We start from the raw sequence: 15,221 nt of genomic DNA on the forward strand, positions 1-15,221 counted from the left end.
TGTGCTATTTTTCGCGCCGCCCGACTTTGGGTCGAACCACCCGAATCACCCGGGCGCTTCCGTCCGACGTCCGGGTTCCGAACGCATCGAACTCCACGGTCTCATCTGCCTCGGCGCCGTAGCCATCGGTGTCATCCATGCTGCCGCCTGCCAGGGGGCCGTCGGCAGGTCCGCCGCGTCCGAAGCGACGGCGTAGGGCCTTGACCAGCGGCGGGCCGATCAGGAACAACACGATCACGCTGTAGACCACGACGGCAAGCGGCTCACTCACCAGCGCAGCGGGGTCGCCCGCGCTGATCTGCAGTGCACGGCGCAGCTGGCGTTCCATCTCCGGGCCGAGGATGGCACCGACGATGATCGGCAGCACCGGAAAGCCGAAGCGCCTGGCCATGTAGCCCAGAGCGCCGAGCAGGAGCAGAATGCCGATGTTGAAGGTTTGCATTCCCGCCGCGTAGGCGCCGAGGGTTGCGAAGAACAGAATCCCGGCGTAGAGGTAGGGCCGTGGAATGCGCAGCAGCTTCGCCCAGAGCGGTGCGAGTGGCAGGTTGAGCGCGAGCAGCAGCGTGTTGCCGATGAACAGGCTCGCGATCAGGGTCCACACCAGAACGGGTTCGGTCTGGAACAGTAGCGGACCGGGGTTGATGCCGTACTGGTTGAACGCGAGGATCATCACGGCGGCTGTCGCCGTGGTGGGAAGACCGAGGGTGAGCAGCGGAACGAGCGTTCCGGCGGCCGAGGCGTTGTTGGCTGCTTCCGGTCCGGCTACGCCCTCGATGGCGCCGTGCCCAAACTGCTCGGGATGCTTGGACAGCTTCTTTTCCGTCACATAGGAGAGGAAGGTCGGGATCTCGGCGCCGCCGGCCGGGATGGCCCCGAATGGAAAGCCGATAACCGTGCCGCGCAGCCACGGCTTCCAAGAGCGTTTCCAGTCGTCCTTACGCATCCACGGCACACCCACCGGGATGGTCGCGGGGGTACCGTGCCGCAGGTGCGCAGCAATCCACAAGGCTTCACCGACCGCGAATAGGGCGACGGCGATGACGACGACGTCGATGCCGCCGGAGAGCAGCGGCTGCCCAAACGTCAGTCGTGGCTGCCCGGTCGTGCCGTCGAGGCCGACCAAACCGATGGTGAGGCCGATGAACAGCGAGGCGAGCCCGCGAATGCGGCTCGAGCCGAGCACGGTGCTCACCGCGATGAAAGCGAACACCATCATGGCGAAGTACGAGGGAGCCCCGAGCCCGATAGCCATCGCCACCACGAACGGGGCGACGAAGACGAGGGCACCCGTGGCCAGGGTGCCGGCCACGAAGGAGCCGATCGCCGCCGTTGCGAGCGCTTGGGCGCCGCGGCCGGCCTTGGCCATTTTGTTACCCTCGAGCGCTGTGACGACCGAGGAAGATTCACCGGGGGTGTTGAGCAGAATCGACGTCGTCGACCCGCCGTACATGCCGCCGTAGTAGATGCCGGCGAACATGATCAGCGATCCGGTCACATCAAGCGCGTAGGTGAGTGGCAGCAGCAGGGCCACGGTCATGGCCGGGCCGATGCCGGGCAACACGCCGACGGCGGTGCCGAGCAGCACACCAATGAGGGCGAACAGAAGGTTCTGCAGGGTCAGCGCGTTGCTGAACCCTTCCATCAATAGGGCGAGGTTGTCCATTTAGAGAATTCCCGTCAACAGGCCGGCCGGCAGGTTGATGCCGAGGCCTAATACGAAGCCGTAGAACGTGCCGACGGCGAGAAGAATGCCGATCACGAGCGCCCAGACGAAGCGGCGGGAGCCAAGCAGCAGGGCAGATCCGTAGAACAGCAGCGCACTGCCGATCACGAATCCGAGAAAGTCCATCGAGAGCGCGAAGACGAGAATCAGGCCGCCGAGGCCGAAGACGGTCGGCCAGTGGGCCTTCTGAGAAAGGTCGATGTCCTCACCGTCTTCGGCATCGGCGTGGCCGCCCCGCAGTACAGAGATCGCTAGGGCGATGGCACACAGGCCCAGGCCGATCGCGATGATCGTCGGAACGACCCGCGGTCCCATCACACCGGCATTGATGGCGGTGTGACGGATGTTCGCGGTATCGACCGCGATCACGATCGCGATCACCGCGAGCAGGGCGGCGACGCCGAGCTCGGAGCGACCCTGGAGTCTGGCGCGCAGCCCGGAAGTCGCTGCTGTGCTGGGGGCGGTCATGGTTAGACCAGACCCAGGGTTTTCAACACGTCGGCGACGCGGGCGTCCTGCTCGGTGAGGAAGGTGCTGAAGTCGTCGCCGGTCATGAAGGCATCGGTCCAGCTGTTCTCCGTCAGGACCTGCTTCCACTCCGGGCTGTCGTGCATCTTCGTTACGGCATCGACGAGGCGAGCGATTTCGGCATCCGTCAGGCCTGGTGCGGCAAGCAGGCCGCGCCAGTTGGTGAAAACCAGGTCGATACCCTCCTCGGTCAGCGTGGGGGCCTCGATGACCGGAACGCGCTCCTCGCTCGTGACGGCGAGCACGCGCAGGCCGCCCGCCTTCACCTGTTCGAGAAACTCTCCATAGCCGGAGGCCCCGAACTGCAACTTGCCGCCAAGAATGGCCGGCAGCAATTCGCCGCCGCCATCGTAGGCGACGTAGTTGACGGCACTGGGGTCGATGCCGACGGCATCCGCGAGCTGCATCGGTAGCAGGTGGTCAGGCCCGCCCGGCGACGAGCCGCCGCCGACGGCGAAGGTGGATGGGTCGGCCTTCCATGCCGTTACAAGATCATCAATCGTTTTGTAGGGGGAGTCAGCGGCGACGAAGATCGCGCCGGCTTCTTCGATCAGCCCGGCGATCGGGGTCGCTTCGGCAACCGTGGCATCGCCCTCGTTGGTGTACGCGGCACCGACGACGCCGAGCCCCATCATGAGCATGAAGTTGGCGTTGCCGGTCTCGGTCAAGGTGCGGGCCAGGCCCACGGTTCCGCCGGCGCCGGCCAGGTTGGTGACCTCGGTGCCGGAGGCCAATTTCAAGTCATCCATCACCTTGACCGCAGCGCGGCCGGTGACGTCGTAGCCGCTGCCGGGAGCGTTGGGAATCATCACCTGCAGGTTTTGGATGGGACCGCTATCGGTGGCCTCGGTGTTCTTGGCGCTGGTGACCCCGCAGGCGCTGAGGGCGAGTGCGACGGCACCGGCGAGAACGACGGTCCCCGCGGTGCGGCGCGAACGCGTGGTGCGTGCTGTGATTGGCATGCTCAAATCCTCTTCGATTTTTTGGCGAGCGTCTTTGCCGGCCGAGCTCAGCCTGCCGGGTGGGCCGGGCGAGACACAACTTGTGGCCTGAGTGAACGTTGTGTAGCTTGCGGTTGCGCGCGGGAAAATTGCACAATTTCGGTTTGGCTTCACGATGAGGGAGTATCTCTTATGGCCAGAGTCGACCGAAGGGACCCGATGCCGAAACGCGAGGCGTCGTCCCCTTTGCCGACGGCGTGCCCGCGTGGGTCGGGCATCCGTTCGAGCCGCCTCAGCCTGACCCGTCAACTGCTGCTCTTCCAGTTGAGCTTGATCGCCCTCGTTCTGGTCGCCGTCACGGCCATCTCAATCGAGCAGACCCGCAGCAGCTTTGAAAGCGGCGCCCAGCGACGCATGCTGACGGTCGCCGAATACACCGCCGCCAATCCGCTCGTGCGCAGCCTGCTCGACACCGCGGCGGTGCCCCAGCAATCTTCCGGTCCGGTCGAAGCGCTTCGCACCACAACCGGGGTCGACCAGCTGATCGTGACGGATGCGGCCGGCCGAATCATCGCCTCACCGGCCGATCCGCGGCTGCTCACGACCGACCTGGCCATCGATCCCACGCCGGACGAATCTGATGCCGCGTGGGCCGGCGCTGCGCCGATCGGCGCCAACGATTACGTTGTCGCGCAGGTGCCGGTGCTGTCCAACTCCGGAGAGGTGGTCGGTTCGGTGGTAGCCGCCCACCAGTTTCCGGCCGTGGCTGAACTACTCAAGGCCGCGGCACCGAACCTGCTCACGTATCTCGGGGTGGCCGGGGTGCTCGGCGTCGTGGGATCGCTGCTCCTGGCGGCCCGGGTGAAACGGCAGACCCTCGGCCTGGAGCCGGAACAGATCGGTCGGCTGGTCGAGCATCGGGAGGCGATGATCCACGGCATCCGGGAAGGGGTGATCTCCATCGACAGCGACGGACTCATCACGCTCGCCAATGACAGCGCACGCACCCTGCTGGGTTTGCCTTCTGACGCGGAAGGCCGGGCGATCGACGCGGTCGGCCTTGATGAGGAGGCGGTGCGGGCGCTGCGCCAACAGAAAGTCGGCGGCATGGATACAGTGTTCGTGAATCGGGGGGTGCTGCTCGTGCTCAACCAGACGCTCATTCACCCTCCCCGGTCGCGGCCCGAGGTCGTCACAACCCTGCGCGATCGCACCGAACTGGTCACCCTGCAGCACGATCTCGGCAGCAGCCGCCAGACTACGGACACGTTGCGCGCCCAAACCCACGAGTTCGCCAACCGGCTGCACACCATTTCAATGCTCATGCAGCTGGGCGATACCGCAGCGGCGGTCGAATATGTCGATGCCGTCACGCGCGACCGCACCGACCTCGACAACTCAGTCCTCACCAGGCTCCAGGAGCCGGCGGTCGCCGCACTCGTGATCGCCAAGACCTCGCTCGCTCGTGAACGCGGTGCCACGCTCCTACTCTCGGCCGAATCGACGCTGGCTCGGGTCGACGCTGGCCTCTCCACCGACCTCGTCACGGTGATCGGAAACCTGGTCGACAACGCCCTCGACGCCGTCACCGGAGCCCGAGAACGCGGTGTTCGCCTCGATGTACAACCGATTTCCGATGCCGGGGCCGGTGCCGTGCGGGTGACGGTGAGTGATTCCGGACCAGGCATCGATATCGCGCTCATCGACCGGGTGTTCGAGGTGGGGGTGACGAGCAAATCGGCGCTCGGCGATACCGACGCTCACGGTTACGGACTCGCCATTGTGCGCCTCGTGGCGATGCGCCGCGGGGGATCGGTCGACTACCGGGCGGAGAACGGTGCCCTGTTCGAGGCCGTGCTCCCGATTGATGCGGCCGGGGCAACCGAAAAGAAGGAGCTGACCTATGTGTGACGTGCTCATCGTCGACGACGATTTCATGGTGGCGCGCGCGCATCAACGCATTGTGGCGCAGCAGGTCGGTTTCACTGTCGTCGGCGTCGCCGTGTCCGGGGCAGACGCGCTCGCCCAGATTGTCGATAAGGCCCCGCACCTCGTCCTCCTGGACATGTACCTGCCCGATATGACCGGCCTCGACGTGATCCGTCGCGCGCGAGAGGCGGGGTGGGCTGTGGACTTTCTCGTGCTCAGTGCTGCCCGCGAGGCCGAAATGGTCACCGCGGCGCTGCAGGGCGGCATTGTGAGCTACCTGCTCAAACCATTCAAGATCATCGAACTGCAGTCGCGGTTGGTGGGATACGGCCAAAGACGACGACTGCTCGACCGCGAGGGAGACCTCAACCAGATCGAGCTTGACCGGGTGATTGGACCCGCGCCCGTTGTGCCACCCACTGGGGCACTCTCCACGCTACCGAAAGGACTGAGCAAGGAGACGGCTGCGCCGACCACTGCGGCCCTGACTAACAGCAAACCAGACCTGGCCGCGTCGGAGTGCGCCGAACTGCTCGGCTTGTCTCGGGTGGTGGCACGCAAATACCTGGAATACCTCGTAGCGACGGGGCAGGCGGCCGTCAGCCTGCGCTACGGCCAGACCGGCCGCCCGCAGCGGCGTTACGCCTGGCTGGTCGGCTGACTTTCCCGCTGGTTAGCCCAAGTCGTCGTCGGTGCGAGCGCCAAACACGATCTCGTCCCAGCTCGGCATGGATGCCCGGCCGCGTTTCGGTGTCGTCCGACTGTGGTTTGTGCGTTCCTGGGCGCGGGCAGCCTGGTTGGCCCAGGCATTACCGGTCGGCTCAGGGGTGGTGGCTGGCGCCGCAGCGGACTCATCGGTGACCGTGCCGGCGGTCGGAGTCGCCGGCCGGGGCCGCAGCGGTTCAGTGGAAACCGGCACCGAAGCGGATGCCGCCGGCTTGGCTGCAGACGCATCCCCGCTCGACGCCGCTTCGCGTTCGCCGCGTCGTCGACGCAGGGATTCTAAGAGATCGGCGGTTTCGCTCATGTTCGAGGCCGGCTCTGCAGCACGCTTGATCGCCGCTTTCGACACCGCATCGTCCCGGCTCAGCGAGCGCGAGTACGGGACGGCTTCGAGGTTGGGACTGGTGTCGCTCAGAATCTCGTCGGCAAGGGATTCCTTGAAGTTGAACGCGTTACTGTCGAAGCGCGACACGTCGGCGGCGCTCGTCTCGGAGCCGACGGCACGTAGGCGCGGGATCAAGGAACCCTTCAGCTCCCCCTGTTGGGATAGCGCGATGGCTTCGCTGCCAACCGGAGAGAGAGAATTCTTCTTCGGTTCGAAACCCCACCGAGCGTCATGGTCGATCTCGTCGGCGGTGAACGACAGTTTGACGATCCAGCCGCCACCGGGTTCTTTCCAGCTCGCCCAACGCTCACCGGTGGCCCCGAGGGAGGCGAGCCGTTCGCGAATCACACTTCCGAAGTTGACGTTCTCGTCGATCGGATCCGGGTCGATGGCGGTGTGCACCGGAACGCTCAACGCCGACGAGACGATGTACTCCCGCTCGGCGACGACCGGCCCCTCGAATCGGCGCACGTAGTCGAGTGATGCCCCCGTGACCGCAGCGACGTCCTCGGCGGACATTCCCGAGCGTATGTGCGCCTGAACTTCCCGCGGGGACAGCTTGGGAGCGTTGACGCGCTCCGTCTGGGTTTGGCGAAGCCGGGACTGAAGAACTTCGTCGATGGCGATGCGATATCGGTCGCCATCTTCGGACGCTGCGAGCAGCGCACCGTTCTCAACTCCAATAACCTTCAATTCCTGCATGAAGACAAGCCCTCTCGCGATTACCGTTGGCTGCAAGACTGCCACGGGTTGGTGCCTTTTCGCGGGAATACGCCGGGCGTGCCGCAAGTTGTTTCTTCGTGTCCGAATAAAAAGGTTGGCGGACGGTTTGCTATTCCGTCTGGATTGTTGGAAACTGTGGCCGCCGATTTCGTTTTTCGGCGTAACTGAAATGGATGGGCATGGCAACCGATTACGACGCACCCCGAAAGACTGAAGACGACTCTGAGTCGATCGAGGCTCTTAAGGAACGTGTGCCAGACAAGATGTCCGGCAGCGTTGATGTCGACGACTCCGACAACCCAGGGGGGTTTGACCTTCCGGGTGCTGACCTGTCCGACCTGGACCTCGATGTCGTCGTTCTGCCCGCGCAGGCCGACGAATTCACCTGCGTGAATTGCTTCCTGGTGAAGCACCGCTCGCAGATGGGTCACGAGACCAAGCTCGGCACCGTCTGCTTGGAGTGCGACTCTTAAACCTTCGATTCATTCCACGTTGGCCGTTCGCGATTCATTGATCGCGGCGGCCAACTGTGTTGGGTGGCGGCTGGAGATGATCCAGTACGGCGCAGGGTCGGTCGCGTCGACGATAGGCACGCGCACAATTGGGTCGATCCAGCCGCGAATGAGCAGCCAGGCTCGGGCGTCCAATCGGGGCCCGCGTTCCTGGGTCGCTTCCGACTTTTCATATGCCGTTGCTTCGCCGAGCAGCCCGGTGGAGATCGTGGCGGGGCCGGCGGTCAGTACGCCGCCCTGTACGCGTACGACCGGCGCGGCCAGCACGAGCAGCAGCACGCATCCGCCGTACAAAACGGCGGCCGTGACGATACCCGCAAACAGGGAAATCGGCACGAGCACGAGAATGCTCGCCGGTATCACCAGGGCGGTGACAAGGAAGGCCCAGGCATTGGGCCACAGTTTTTCGCGGTATTCAGGCATGGCTCTATTCGATCAGATATCTGCACTACCCTCGACACGTGGCAGAAAGCGTCGAAGTACTGATCCAGGCATCCAACCTCCCAATCTATGCACACCCCGGTGATGCCGGGGCTGATCTGCATGCTGCCGAGGCTGTCGTGCTCGGCCCGGGAACCCGTGCACTTGTCGGTACCGGCGTGTCGATCGCCCTTCCCGATGGCTTTGCAGCTTTCGTCGTTCCTCGCAGCGGCCTTGCGGTCAAACATGGCATCACGATCGTGAACTCGCCCGGAACAGTGGATGCCGGCTACCGCGGTGAAATCAAGGTGGCGTTGCTGAACACCGATCTGCATGAATCGTTCACGATCGCGATCGGCGATCGCATCGCTCAAATCATCGTGATGCCCGTCGCTCGTGCCACATTCATCACCGTCGACAAACTACCCGGCAGCCAGCGCGGCGAGGGCGGTTTTGGCTCGACCGGAGTTGTGCCCCGCGCGACAACCAACACGTCCAACAGCGCGCCAGTATCGGGCCCTACAGTCCCGCAGTCAGGAGACAACCGGTGAGTGACCTCACAAACTCTGGGGAGATCCCCGAATCGATGCCGAAGTCGGCCCCTGAAGACCGCGAAACCGAGGGCCCGCTCGATGAATCAGAGGCCAACCCGGTGCGTCCGTACGTGGACCTCGGTGGGATTAAAATCCTTCCGAGAGAGGGTCTGCACCTACGCCTTGAAATCGAAGAGGGTAGTAAGCGAGTGGTAGCCATCGGCCTTGACTTCGCCGGGTCGACGTTGCAGGTACAACCGTTCGCCGCACCGCGCTCGAGCGGCCTTTGGCATGAAATTCGAGAACAGATCGCCGACCAGATCGGCAAGCAGGGCGGAACCACGACTCCGCGAGAAGGCCCCTTCGGCCCCGAACTCGTGGCTGAGATCCCCGTCGCGGCCGGGCAGCAAGCCGGTGGTGTCACCCGCCTCGCACGCTTCATCGGTGTCGACGGTCCGCGCTGGTTCCTGCGGGGCGTCATCGCGGGCGAGGGCGCAATCGACCCAGATGCTGCCACGCAGATCGAAGACCTGTTCCGCAGCATCGTCGTCGTGCGCGGGTCCACGCCGATGCCGCCGCGCGATTTGATTCCGCTGCGCATGCCGGCCACCCCCGCCGGCGCGTCCGAAACCACCGCAGTCTAAACAGGCGATGAGCGACACCTCCAAAGAGCGGCCGGAGCAGTCCGTTCAGCCGGAGCAGCCCGAGCGGCCCGGTCAGCCCGAGCAGTCCGGTCGGCCCGGTCAGCCCGGTCAGTCCGGTCAGCCGGAGCAGTCCGGTGAACCGCACGGCGAGCCGGAAGACGCCTTGCCTCCGACAACCTCCGGACTGTTTGCCGAGTCGATGGCCGGCGCAGCGCGGCGCGCCGGGTTTGGCGCGGCAACCGAGGGAAAGCCGATCAGTGGCCAGGCGCTGCTGGCGGCGATGGGCGGCATTCGCGGCCTGATTGAAGCTGTCCTGCCGGGTCTGGTCTTTCTGATCACCTACTCGCTCACCATCGATCCCTCCACCGATGTGACGAGCGACCCGATCGGAACTTTGCTGCCGTCGCTCGTGGCGCCGCTGGTGATCGGCGTGATCTTCGTCGCTCTGCGGGCGATCACCCGGCAGACCACGACGCCCGCCCTCGGCGGCCTGGTCGGAACCGCGATCAGCGTCGCGCTGGCGCTGTTCTCAGGCAAACCGTCCGACTTCTTTCTGGTCGGCCTGTGGACCAACGCCGGTTACGGAGCTGTCCTGCTGATCTCCGTACTCGTGCGCTGGCCGCTCATCGGCGTGGCCGTCGGCTTTCTCATGGGTGACGGTGTCGCCTGGCGTCTCGACATGTCGAAACGCCGGGTTCTGACCATCCTCACCCTGTGTTGGACCGGTCTCTTTCTGGCTCGTCTGGCCGTACAGCTGCCGCTCTACCTGGCTGACAACGTCGAATTGCTCGCCTCGATGAAACTGCTCATGGGCATCCCGCTGTACGCGCCGCTCCTGATCGTTTCGTGGCTCATGGTGCGCTCGGTCTATCGCAAAGCGGATGCCACTGACACGGTGTGAATGACGACTCGGGCACCCGCTCTCCCTGCTAGAGTTATCTCGACGTCAAGATAGTTGTTCGGCGAGGAGTCGCCGGTGCAACTCGATGGAAAAAGGCAGCTCCCGGCATCCGCTGGTTAGGCTTGCCTTGCTGGCACGAGGTTGTGCCTGTCAGAAGAATTGAGGATTGCCGCCGGTCTCCCGTCGGCTCCCACAACGGAGAGGGCATTGTGTCGGAATCAACAAATACCGCGGTAAACAGCTTCGGAGCCAAAGACACCCTGCGCGTCGGATCGACGGAATATGAAGTCTTTCGTCTGGACGCGGTCGACGGCTACGAGAAGCTGCCATACAGCCTGAAGGTGCTGCTCGAGAACCTCCTCCGCACCGAGGATGGCGCCAACATCACCGCCGAGCACATTCGCGCTCTCGCCGCGTGGGTACCCACCGCTGAGCCCGACACCGAGATCCAGTACACGCCGGCTCGCGTCGTGATGCAGGACTTCACCGGTGTTCCCTGCATCGTCGACCTCGCCACCATGCGCGAAGCCCTCGTCGAACTCGGCGGCGACGCCAAAAAGATCAACCCGCTCGCCCCGACCGAAATGGTCATTGACCACTCCGTCGTGGCCGACCTGTTCGGCACGACCGACTCGTTCGAACGCAACGTGGAAATCGAATACGAACGTAACGGTGAGCGCTACCAGTTCCTCCGCTGGGGCCAGACCGCGTTTGACGACTTCAAGGTCGTTCCGCCGGGAACCGGAATCGTACACCAGGTCAACATCGAATATCTCGCGCGCGTCACCATGACGCGAGAGGTCAACGGCGTTCTGCAGGCCTATCCCGACACGTGTGTCGGCACCGACTCGCACACGACCATGGTCAACGGCCTCGGCGTGCTCGGCTGGGGCGTCGGCGGAATCGAAGCCGAAGCAGCCATGCTCGGCCAGTCGGTTTCCATGCTCATTCCGAAGGTTGTCGGCTTCAAGCTCTCCGGAATCATCCCGGCCGGCGTCACCGCAACGGATGTCGTGCTCACCATCACCCAGATGCTGCGTAAGCACGGCGTCGTCGGCAAGTTCGTCGAGTTCTACGGATCGGGCGTGGCCTCTGTCCCGCTCGCCAACCGCGCCACCATCGGTAACATGAGCCCCGAGTTCGGCTCGACGGCCGCCATGTTCCCGATCGACGACGTCACGCTGGGCTACCTGCGCCTCACCGGCCGCAGCGAGGAGCAGGTCGCGCTGGTCGAGGCCTACTCCAAGCTGCAGGGACTCTGGCACAACCCCGACCAGGAGCCGGTCTTCAGCGAGTACCTCGAGCTCGACCTCTCCACGGTCGTTCCCTCGATCGCCGGACCGAAGCGCCCGCAGGACCGCATCGTCCTCTCCGAGGCCAAGACCCAGTTCGAGCGCGACCTGGACAACTACGCCAATGCGTCCGTATCCCTCGTGGACGCGGCAATAGAGGGCACCTTCCCGGCCTCAGACCCGATCGGCCTCACCCCGCAGGACGAAGAGACCGCGCACAACCACGCGTTCGAGAGTGGCTTGGCTCGCCACACCAGCCACCCGACGCAGTCGCACCCGCAGCCGACCGACGTCACCCTGGCCGACGGCCGTGAATTCACGATCGACAACGGTTCCGTTGCGATCGCGGCCATCACTTCCTGCACCAACACGTCCAACCCGAGCGTTATGCTTGCGGCCGGCCTGCTGGCCCGCAACGCGAGCCTCAAGGGCCTCAAGAGCAAGCCGTGGGTCAAGACCACGCTCGCTCCCGGCTCCAAGGTCGTCACCGAGTACTACGCGAAGGCCGGTTTGAACGGCTACCTCGAAGACCTCGGTTTCTATCTCGTTGGCTACGGCTGCACCACCTGCATCGGTAACTCCGGCCCGCTCGAAGATGAGATCTCCACCGCCGTGCAGGAGAACGACCTCGCCGTGACCGCCGTGCTCTCGGGTAACCGCAACTTCGAGGGACGCATCAACCCCGACGTGAAGATGAACTATCTGGCCAGCCCGCCACTCGTCATCGCCTACGCCCTGGCTGGAACGATGAACTTCGACTTCGACACCGACTCGCTCGGCACCGACCACGAGGGCAACAACGTGTTCCTCAAGGACATCTGGCCCGATGCCGACGAGGTGCAGAAGACCATCGACGAGTCGATCGACTCGAACATGTTCGAGACCCAGTATGCCGGTGTCTTTGACGGCGACGAGCGCTGGCAGTCGCTGGAAACTCCCGTCGGCGACACCTTCGCCTGGGACGCTGAGTCCACGTACGTGCGGAAGCCCCCGTACGTCGACGGAATGACCCTAGAAACCAGCCCGGTCGTCGACATCTCCGGTGCTCGAGTACTCGCCAAACTCGGCGACTCCGTCACCACCGACCACATCAGCCCCGCCGGTTCCATCAAGGCAGACGGCCCCGCCGGCCGCTACCTGGCCGAGCACGGCATCGAACGTGGCGACTACAACTCCTACGGCTCGCGCCGGGGTAACCACGAGGTCATGATTCGCGGAACGTTCGCGAACATTCGCCTGCGGAACCAGCTCCTCGACAACGTCGAGGGTGGCTTCACCCGCGACTTCACCGTCGCCGGAGGACCGAAAGCCGACATCTACGATGCCAGCCAGAACTATCAGGCCGCCACAACCCCGCTCGTCATCTTCGGTGGCAAGGAGTACGGGTCGGGTTCCAGCCGCGACTGGGCAGCCAAGGGCACCAGCCTTCTCGGCGTCAAGGCCGTCATCGTGGAGAGCTTCGAGCGCATTCACCGCTCGAACCTCATCGGTATGGGTGTTGTGCCGCTGCAGTTCCCGGCGGGCGAGAGCGCCGATTCGCTCGGCCTCGATGGTACCGAGATCGTTTCGGTCGCGGGTATCACCGAGTTGAACAACGGCACGACCCCGAAGACCGTGCACGTGACCTGCGCTCCGAGTGAATTCTCGGCAGCAGGCAAGGCTCCGGTCGAGTTCGACGCCATCGTGCGCATCGATACGCCGGGCGAGGCCGAGTATTACCGTAACGGCGGCATCCTGCAGTACGTGCTGCGCTCGCTCGTCTAAGCCAGTAAACGCGCTGGAAGGGCCTCGCTCTACCAACACGACACCGGCGCGTAGACTCGATTCATTCGGGTCTGGGCGCCGGTTTGTGTCAGTGCCGGTTCAACCAATTCAACAGATTCGTGAACAAACGATGTGAAAGGTGTGACGGATGATCCTTCTGGAGACAATTCATGGTCCCCGGGACCTCGATGGTCTCTCGAAAGAGCAGCTGCCCCAGCTGGCCAGCGAGATCCGTTCCTTTCTCGTGCGGGAGGTTTCCAAGACCGGTGGGCATCTGGGTCCCAACCTCGGCGTCGTTGAGCTGACCATTGCCATCCACCGGGTCTTTCATTCGCCGATCGACCCCATCGTCTTCGACACCGGTCACCAGTCCTACGTGCACAAGCTGCTCACCGGGCGCCAGGACTTCAGCAAGCTGCGCCGGGTCGACGGGCTTGCCGGCTACCCACAGCGATCCGAATCCGAGCATGACATCGTCGAGAGTTCGCACGCGTCGAGCTCACTGTCCTGGGCCGACGGCATCTCTCGCGCCTTTGAAATCACCGGTCAGACTGAGCGACACGTCGTCGCCGTCGTCGGCGACGGGGCACTGACCGGGGGAATGACCTGGGAAGCGCTCAACAACATCAGCGACGACAATACCCGCAAGCTCATCATCGTGGTCAACGACAACGGGCGATCCTACGCACCCACCATCGGCGGTATGGCGCGTTTCCTCAACACCATCCGCACGCGGGCCAGCTACCGGGATGCCTACCTCACCAGCAAAGACGTGTTCGATCGCCTGGGTGCTCCCGGACGCGCCGTCTGGCGCGGTGTGCGCGGTGGCATGCACGGTTTCCTCGCCCGGGTCACCAACAATGAAGCCCTGTACTCCAACCTCGACATCAAGTACATCGGTCCCATCGACGGGCACGACGTACACGCGATGGAAGAGGCCCTCACCCAAGCCAAGGGTTACGGCGCACCGGTCATCGTGCACGCCATCACGCAAAAAGGGAGGGGCTACGACCCGGCCGTCAAGGACATCGCCGACCAGTTCCACGCGGTCGGGCAGATCGACCCGGAAACCGGCGAATCCGTCGAAGAATCCGGTGCCGAATCCTGGACCTCGGTCTTCGCCGACGAACTATTGCAATTAGCGATCGGCAACGAGCGCATCGTGGGTATCACCGCCGCCATGCTGCGTCCGACCGGCCTCCACAAGATGGCCGAGCGTTTTCCTTCCCGCGTGCATGACGTGGGAATCGCCGAACAACACGCGGTGACCAGCGCGGCCGGCCTGGCCTACGGTGGTCTGCACCCCGTCGTCGCGCTTTATGCAACGTTTATCAACCGCGCCTTCGACCAGGTACTGATGGACGTCGCCCTGCACAAAGCCGGGGTCACCTTCGTTCTCGACCGCGCCGGGGTCACCGGACCGGACGGCCCCAGCCATCACGGCATGTGGGACCTCGCTATCTTGCAAGTCGTTCCCAATATTCGCCTGGCGGCCCCGCGCGATTCTGTTCGGCTGCGCGAAGAACTGGCTGAGGCTGTCGTCGTCGACGATGGACCGACGGTCCTGCGCTATCCCAAGGGCACCGTCGGGGTCGAGTTCGATGCCATTCGCCGCCTCGACGACGGTGTTGACGTGCTCCAGGAATCCACCCAGCTCGACGTGCTCATAGTGACGGTCGGCCCCATGGCGGCGATGGGGCTCGACGTCGCTGACCGCCTTGCCGCCCAGGGCATCGGTGCAACCGTCGTCGACCCACGCTGGGTGGTGCCCGTGCCGCGAAGCATCATCGGCCTCGCGGCCGCGCACCGCATAGTCGTCACGATCGAAGACGGCATTCGCGTGGGTGGGATCGGCACACGGATCCGTCAGGACCTCCGCGAGGCGGGCGTTGCCACGGCGGTGACCGAACTCGGCTTGCCCGATCAGTTCCTCGATCACGGCACCCGGGCCCAGATTCTCGAGCGGGTCGGGCTGACCCCGCAGGTGATCGCCCGCGATGTGGTCGCGATGGTACTCGGCAGCAAAATTCCCAATGCCCGGCCGCTGCCTGCCGACTACACCGACACCGGTGCCATCCAGGTGACCCGCCGCGACTAGCCCCCTCCGCCGTCCCGCACCGATCCCTCCCGAATACGGACGGGGCCCAGGCCCCGTCCGCGGGCCCAGTCTATAAACTGGGCCCGCGGACGCAAGGTGGGCCCG

At 64.5% G+C, this 15,221-nt stretch carries 13 protein-coding genes; 8 read left to right on the top strand and 5 right to left on the bottom strand.

Going from position 1 to position 15,221, the window contains the following annotated elements; translation table 11 throughout:
• Positions 1-4 precede the first annotated feature (4 nt).
• Genes CXY72_RS17745 through CXY72_RS17755 form a run of 3 tightly spaced genes read right to left on the bottom strand, consistent with a single transcriptional unit; the run spans position 5 to position 3,213 of the window.
• On the bottom strand, positions 5-1,663 hold the full coding sequence (locus CXY72_RS17745; RefSeq protein ID WP_104128992.1) for a tripartite tricarboxylate transporter permease: 1,659 nt from the start codon (positions 1,661-1,663) through the stop codon (positions 5-7).
• On the bottom strand, positions 1,664-2,191 hold the full coding sequence (locus CXY72_RS17750; protein WP_104128993.1) for a tripartite tricarboxylate transporter TctB family protein: 528 nt from the start codon (positions 2,189-2,191) through the stop codon (positions 1,664-1,666).
• Between the two features lie 2 nt (positions 2,192-2,193).
• Positions 2,194-3,213 (bottom strand): tripartite tricarboxylate transporter substrate binding protein, encoded by a 1,020-nt coding sequence (locus tag CXY72_RS17755; RefSeq protein ID WP_104128994.1) that lies wholly within the window; start codon positions 3,211-3,213, stop codon positions 2,194-2,196.
• 198 nt (positions 3,214-3,411) lie between these two features.
• Here CXY72_RS17755 and CXY72_RS17760 point away from each other — a divergent pair, with 198 nt between their 5' ends.
• On the top strand, positions 3,412-5,103 hold the full coding sequence (locus tag CXY72_RS17760) for an ATP-binding protein (RefSeq protein ID WP_158252627.1): 1,692 nt from the start codon (positions 3,412-3,414) through the stop codon (positions 5,101-5,103).
• A complete protein-coding gene (locus tag CXY72_RS17765) occupies positions 5,096-5,782 on the top strand; it encodes a response regulator (RefSeq protein WP_104128996.1) in 687 nt (228 codons plus the stop codon). Before CXY72_RS17760 ends, CXY72_RS17765 begins: the two co-directional genes overlap by 8 nt.
• Positions 5,783-5,794: 12 nt before the next feature.
• On the opposite strand, the gene sepH is transcribed toward CXY72_RS17765, so the two are convergent.
• Positions 5,795-6,931: a septation protein SepH gene (gene sepH, locus CXY72_RS17770; RefSeq protein ID WP_104128997.1), complete on the bottom strand. Its 1,137-nt coding sequence runs from the start codon at positions 6,929-6,931 to the stop codon at positions 5,795-5,797.
• 200 nt (positions 6,932-7,131) lie between these two features.
• Between sepH and CXY72_RS17775 the strand changes: the two genes are divergently transcribed.
• A complete protein-coding gene (locus CXY72_RS17775) occupies positions 7,132-7,425 on the top strand; it encodes a DUF4193 domain-containing protein (RefSeq protein WP_092112645.1) in 294 nt (97 codons plus the stop codon).
• A 9-nt stretch (positions 7,426-7,434) separates the two neighbouring features.
• Here CXY72_RS17775 and CXY72_RS17780 read toward each other — a convergent pair whose 3' ends face one another.
• A complete protein-coding gene (locus CXY72_RS17780; protein ID WP_104128998.1) occupies positions 7,435-7,887 on the bottom strand; it encodes a DUF3093 domain-containing protein in 453 nt (150 codons plus the stop codon).
• 38 nt (positions 7,888-7,925) lie between these two features.
• Between CXY72_RS17780 and dut the strand changes: the two genes are divergently transcribed.
• The 5 genes from dut to dxs all read left to right on the top strand — a co-directional run bounded on the left by dut (position 7,926) and on the right by dxs (position 15,116).
• Positions 7,926-8,435, top strand: a complete 510-nt coding sequence (gene dut / locus CXY72_RS17785) for a dUTP diphosphatase (RefSeq protein ID WP_104128999.1) — start codon at positions 7,926-7,928, stop codon at positions 8,433-8,435.
• Between the two features lie 35 nt (positions 8,436-8,470).
• Positions 8,471-9,061 (top strand): DUF3710 domain-containing protein, encoded by a 591-nt coding sequence (locus CXY72_RS17790; protein ID WP_104129212.1) that lies wholly within the window; start codon positions 8,471-8,473, stop codon positions 9,059-9,061.
• Between the two features lie 7 nt (positions 9,062-9,068).
• On the top strand, positions 9,069-9,962 hold the full coding sequence (locus CXY72_RS17795; protein ID WP_158252628.1) for a DUF3159 domain-containing protein: 894 nt from the start codon (positions 9,069-9,071) through the stop codon (positions 9,960-9,962).
• A 209-nt stretch (positions 9,963-10,171) separates the two neighbouring features.
• Positions 10,172-13,018: an aconitate hydratase gene (locus CXY72_RS17800; RefSeq protein WP_104129001.1), complete on the top strand. Its 2,847-nt coding sequence runs from the start codon at positions 10,172-10,174 to the stop codon at positions 13,016-13,018.
• Between the two features lie 148 nt (positions 13,019-13,166).
• Complete coding sequence (gene dxs, locus CXY72_RS17805) at positions 13,167-15,116, top strand: 1-deoxy-D-xylulose-5-phosphate synthase (RefSeq protein WP_104129002.1); 1,950 nt, start codon at positions 13,167-13,169, stop codon at positions 15,114-15,116.
• Positions 15,117-15,221 lie beyond the last annotated feature (105 nt).

This window comes from Cryobacterium sp. Y57, from assembly GCF_002929505.1.
In the GTDB taxonomy this organism is placed as follows: Bacteria; Actinomycetota; Actinomycetes; order Actinomycetales; family Microbacteriaceae; genus Cryobacterium.

Bases quoted from the DNA above. Each gene is read 5' to 3' on its own strand.
- dxs (WP_104129002.1), top strand. From the start codon at position 13,167: ATGATCCTTCTGGAGACAATTCATGGTCCCCGGGACCTCGATGGTCTC.
- CXY72_RS17760 (WP_158252627.1), top strand. From the start codon at position 3,412: ATGCCGAAACGCGAGGCGTCGTCCCCTTTGCCGACGGCGTGCCCGCGT.
- CXY72_RS17795 (WP_158252628.1), top strand. From the start codon at position 9,069: ATGAGCGACACCTCCAAAGAGCGGCCGGAGCAGTCCGTTCAGCCGGAG.
- CXY72_RS17765 (WP_104128996.1), top strand. From the start codon at position 5,096: ATGTGTGACGTGCTCATCGTCGACGACGATTTCATGGTGGCGCGCGCG.
- CXY72_RS17745 (WP_104128992.1), bottom strand. From the start codon at position 1,663: ATGGACAACCTCGCCCTATTGATGGAAGGGTTCAGCAACGCGCTGACC.
- CXY72_RS17790 (WP_104129212.1), top strand. From the start codon at position 8,471: ATGCCGAAGTCGGCCCCTGAAGACCGCGAAACCGAGGGCCCGCTCGAT.
- CXY72_RS17775 (WP_092112645.1), top strand. From the start codon at position 7,132: ATGGCAACCGATTACGACGCACCCCGAAAGACTGAAGACGACTCTGAG.
- CXY72_RS17780 (WP_104128998.1), bottom strand. From the start codon at position 7,887: ATGCCTGAATACCGCGAAAAACTGTGGCCCAATGCCTGGGCCTTCCTT.
- sepH (WP_104128997.1), bottom strand. From the start codon at position 6,931: ATGCAGGAATTGAAGGTTATTGGAGTTGAGAACGGTGCGCTGCTCGCA.
- CXY72_RS17755 (WP_104128994.1), bottom strand. From the start codon at position 3,213: ATGCCAATCACAGCACGCACCACGCGTTCGCGCCGCACCGCGGGGACC.
- CXY72_RS17750 (WP_104128993.1), bottom strand. From the start codon at position 2,191: ATGACCGCCCCCAGCACAGCAGCGACTTCCGGGCTGCGCGCCAGACTC.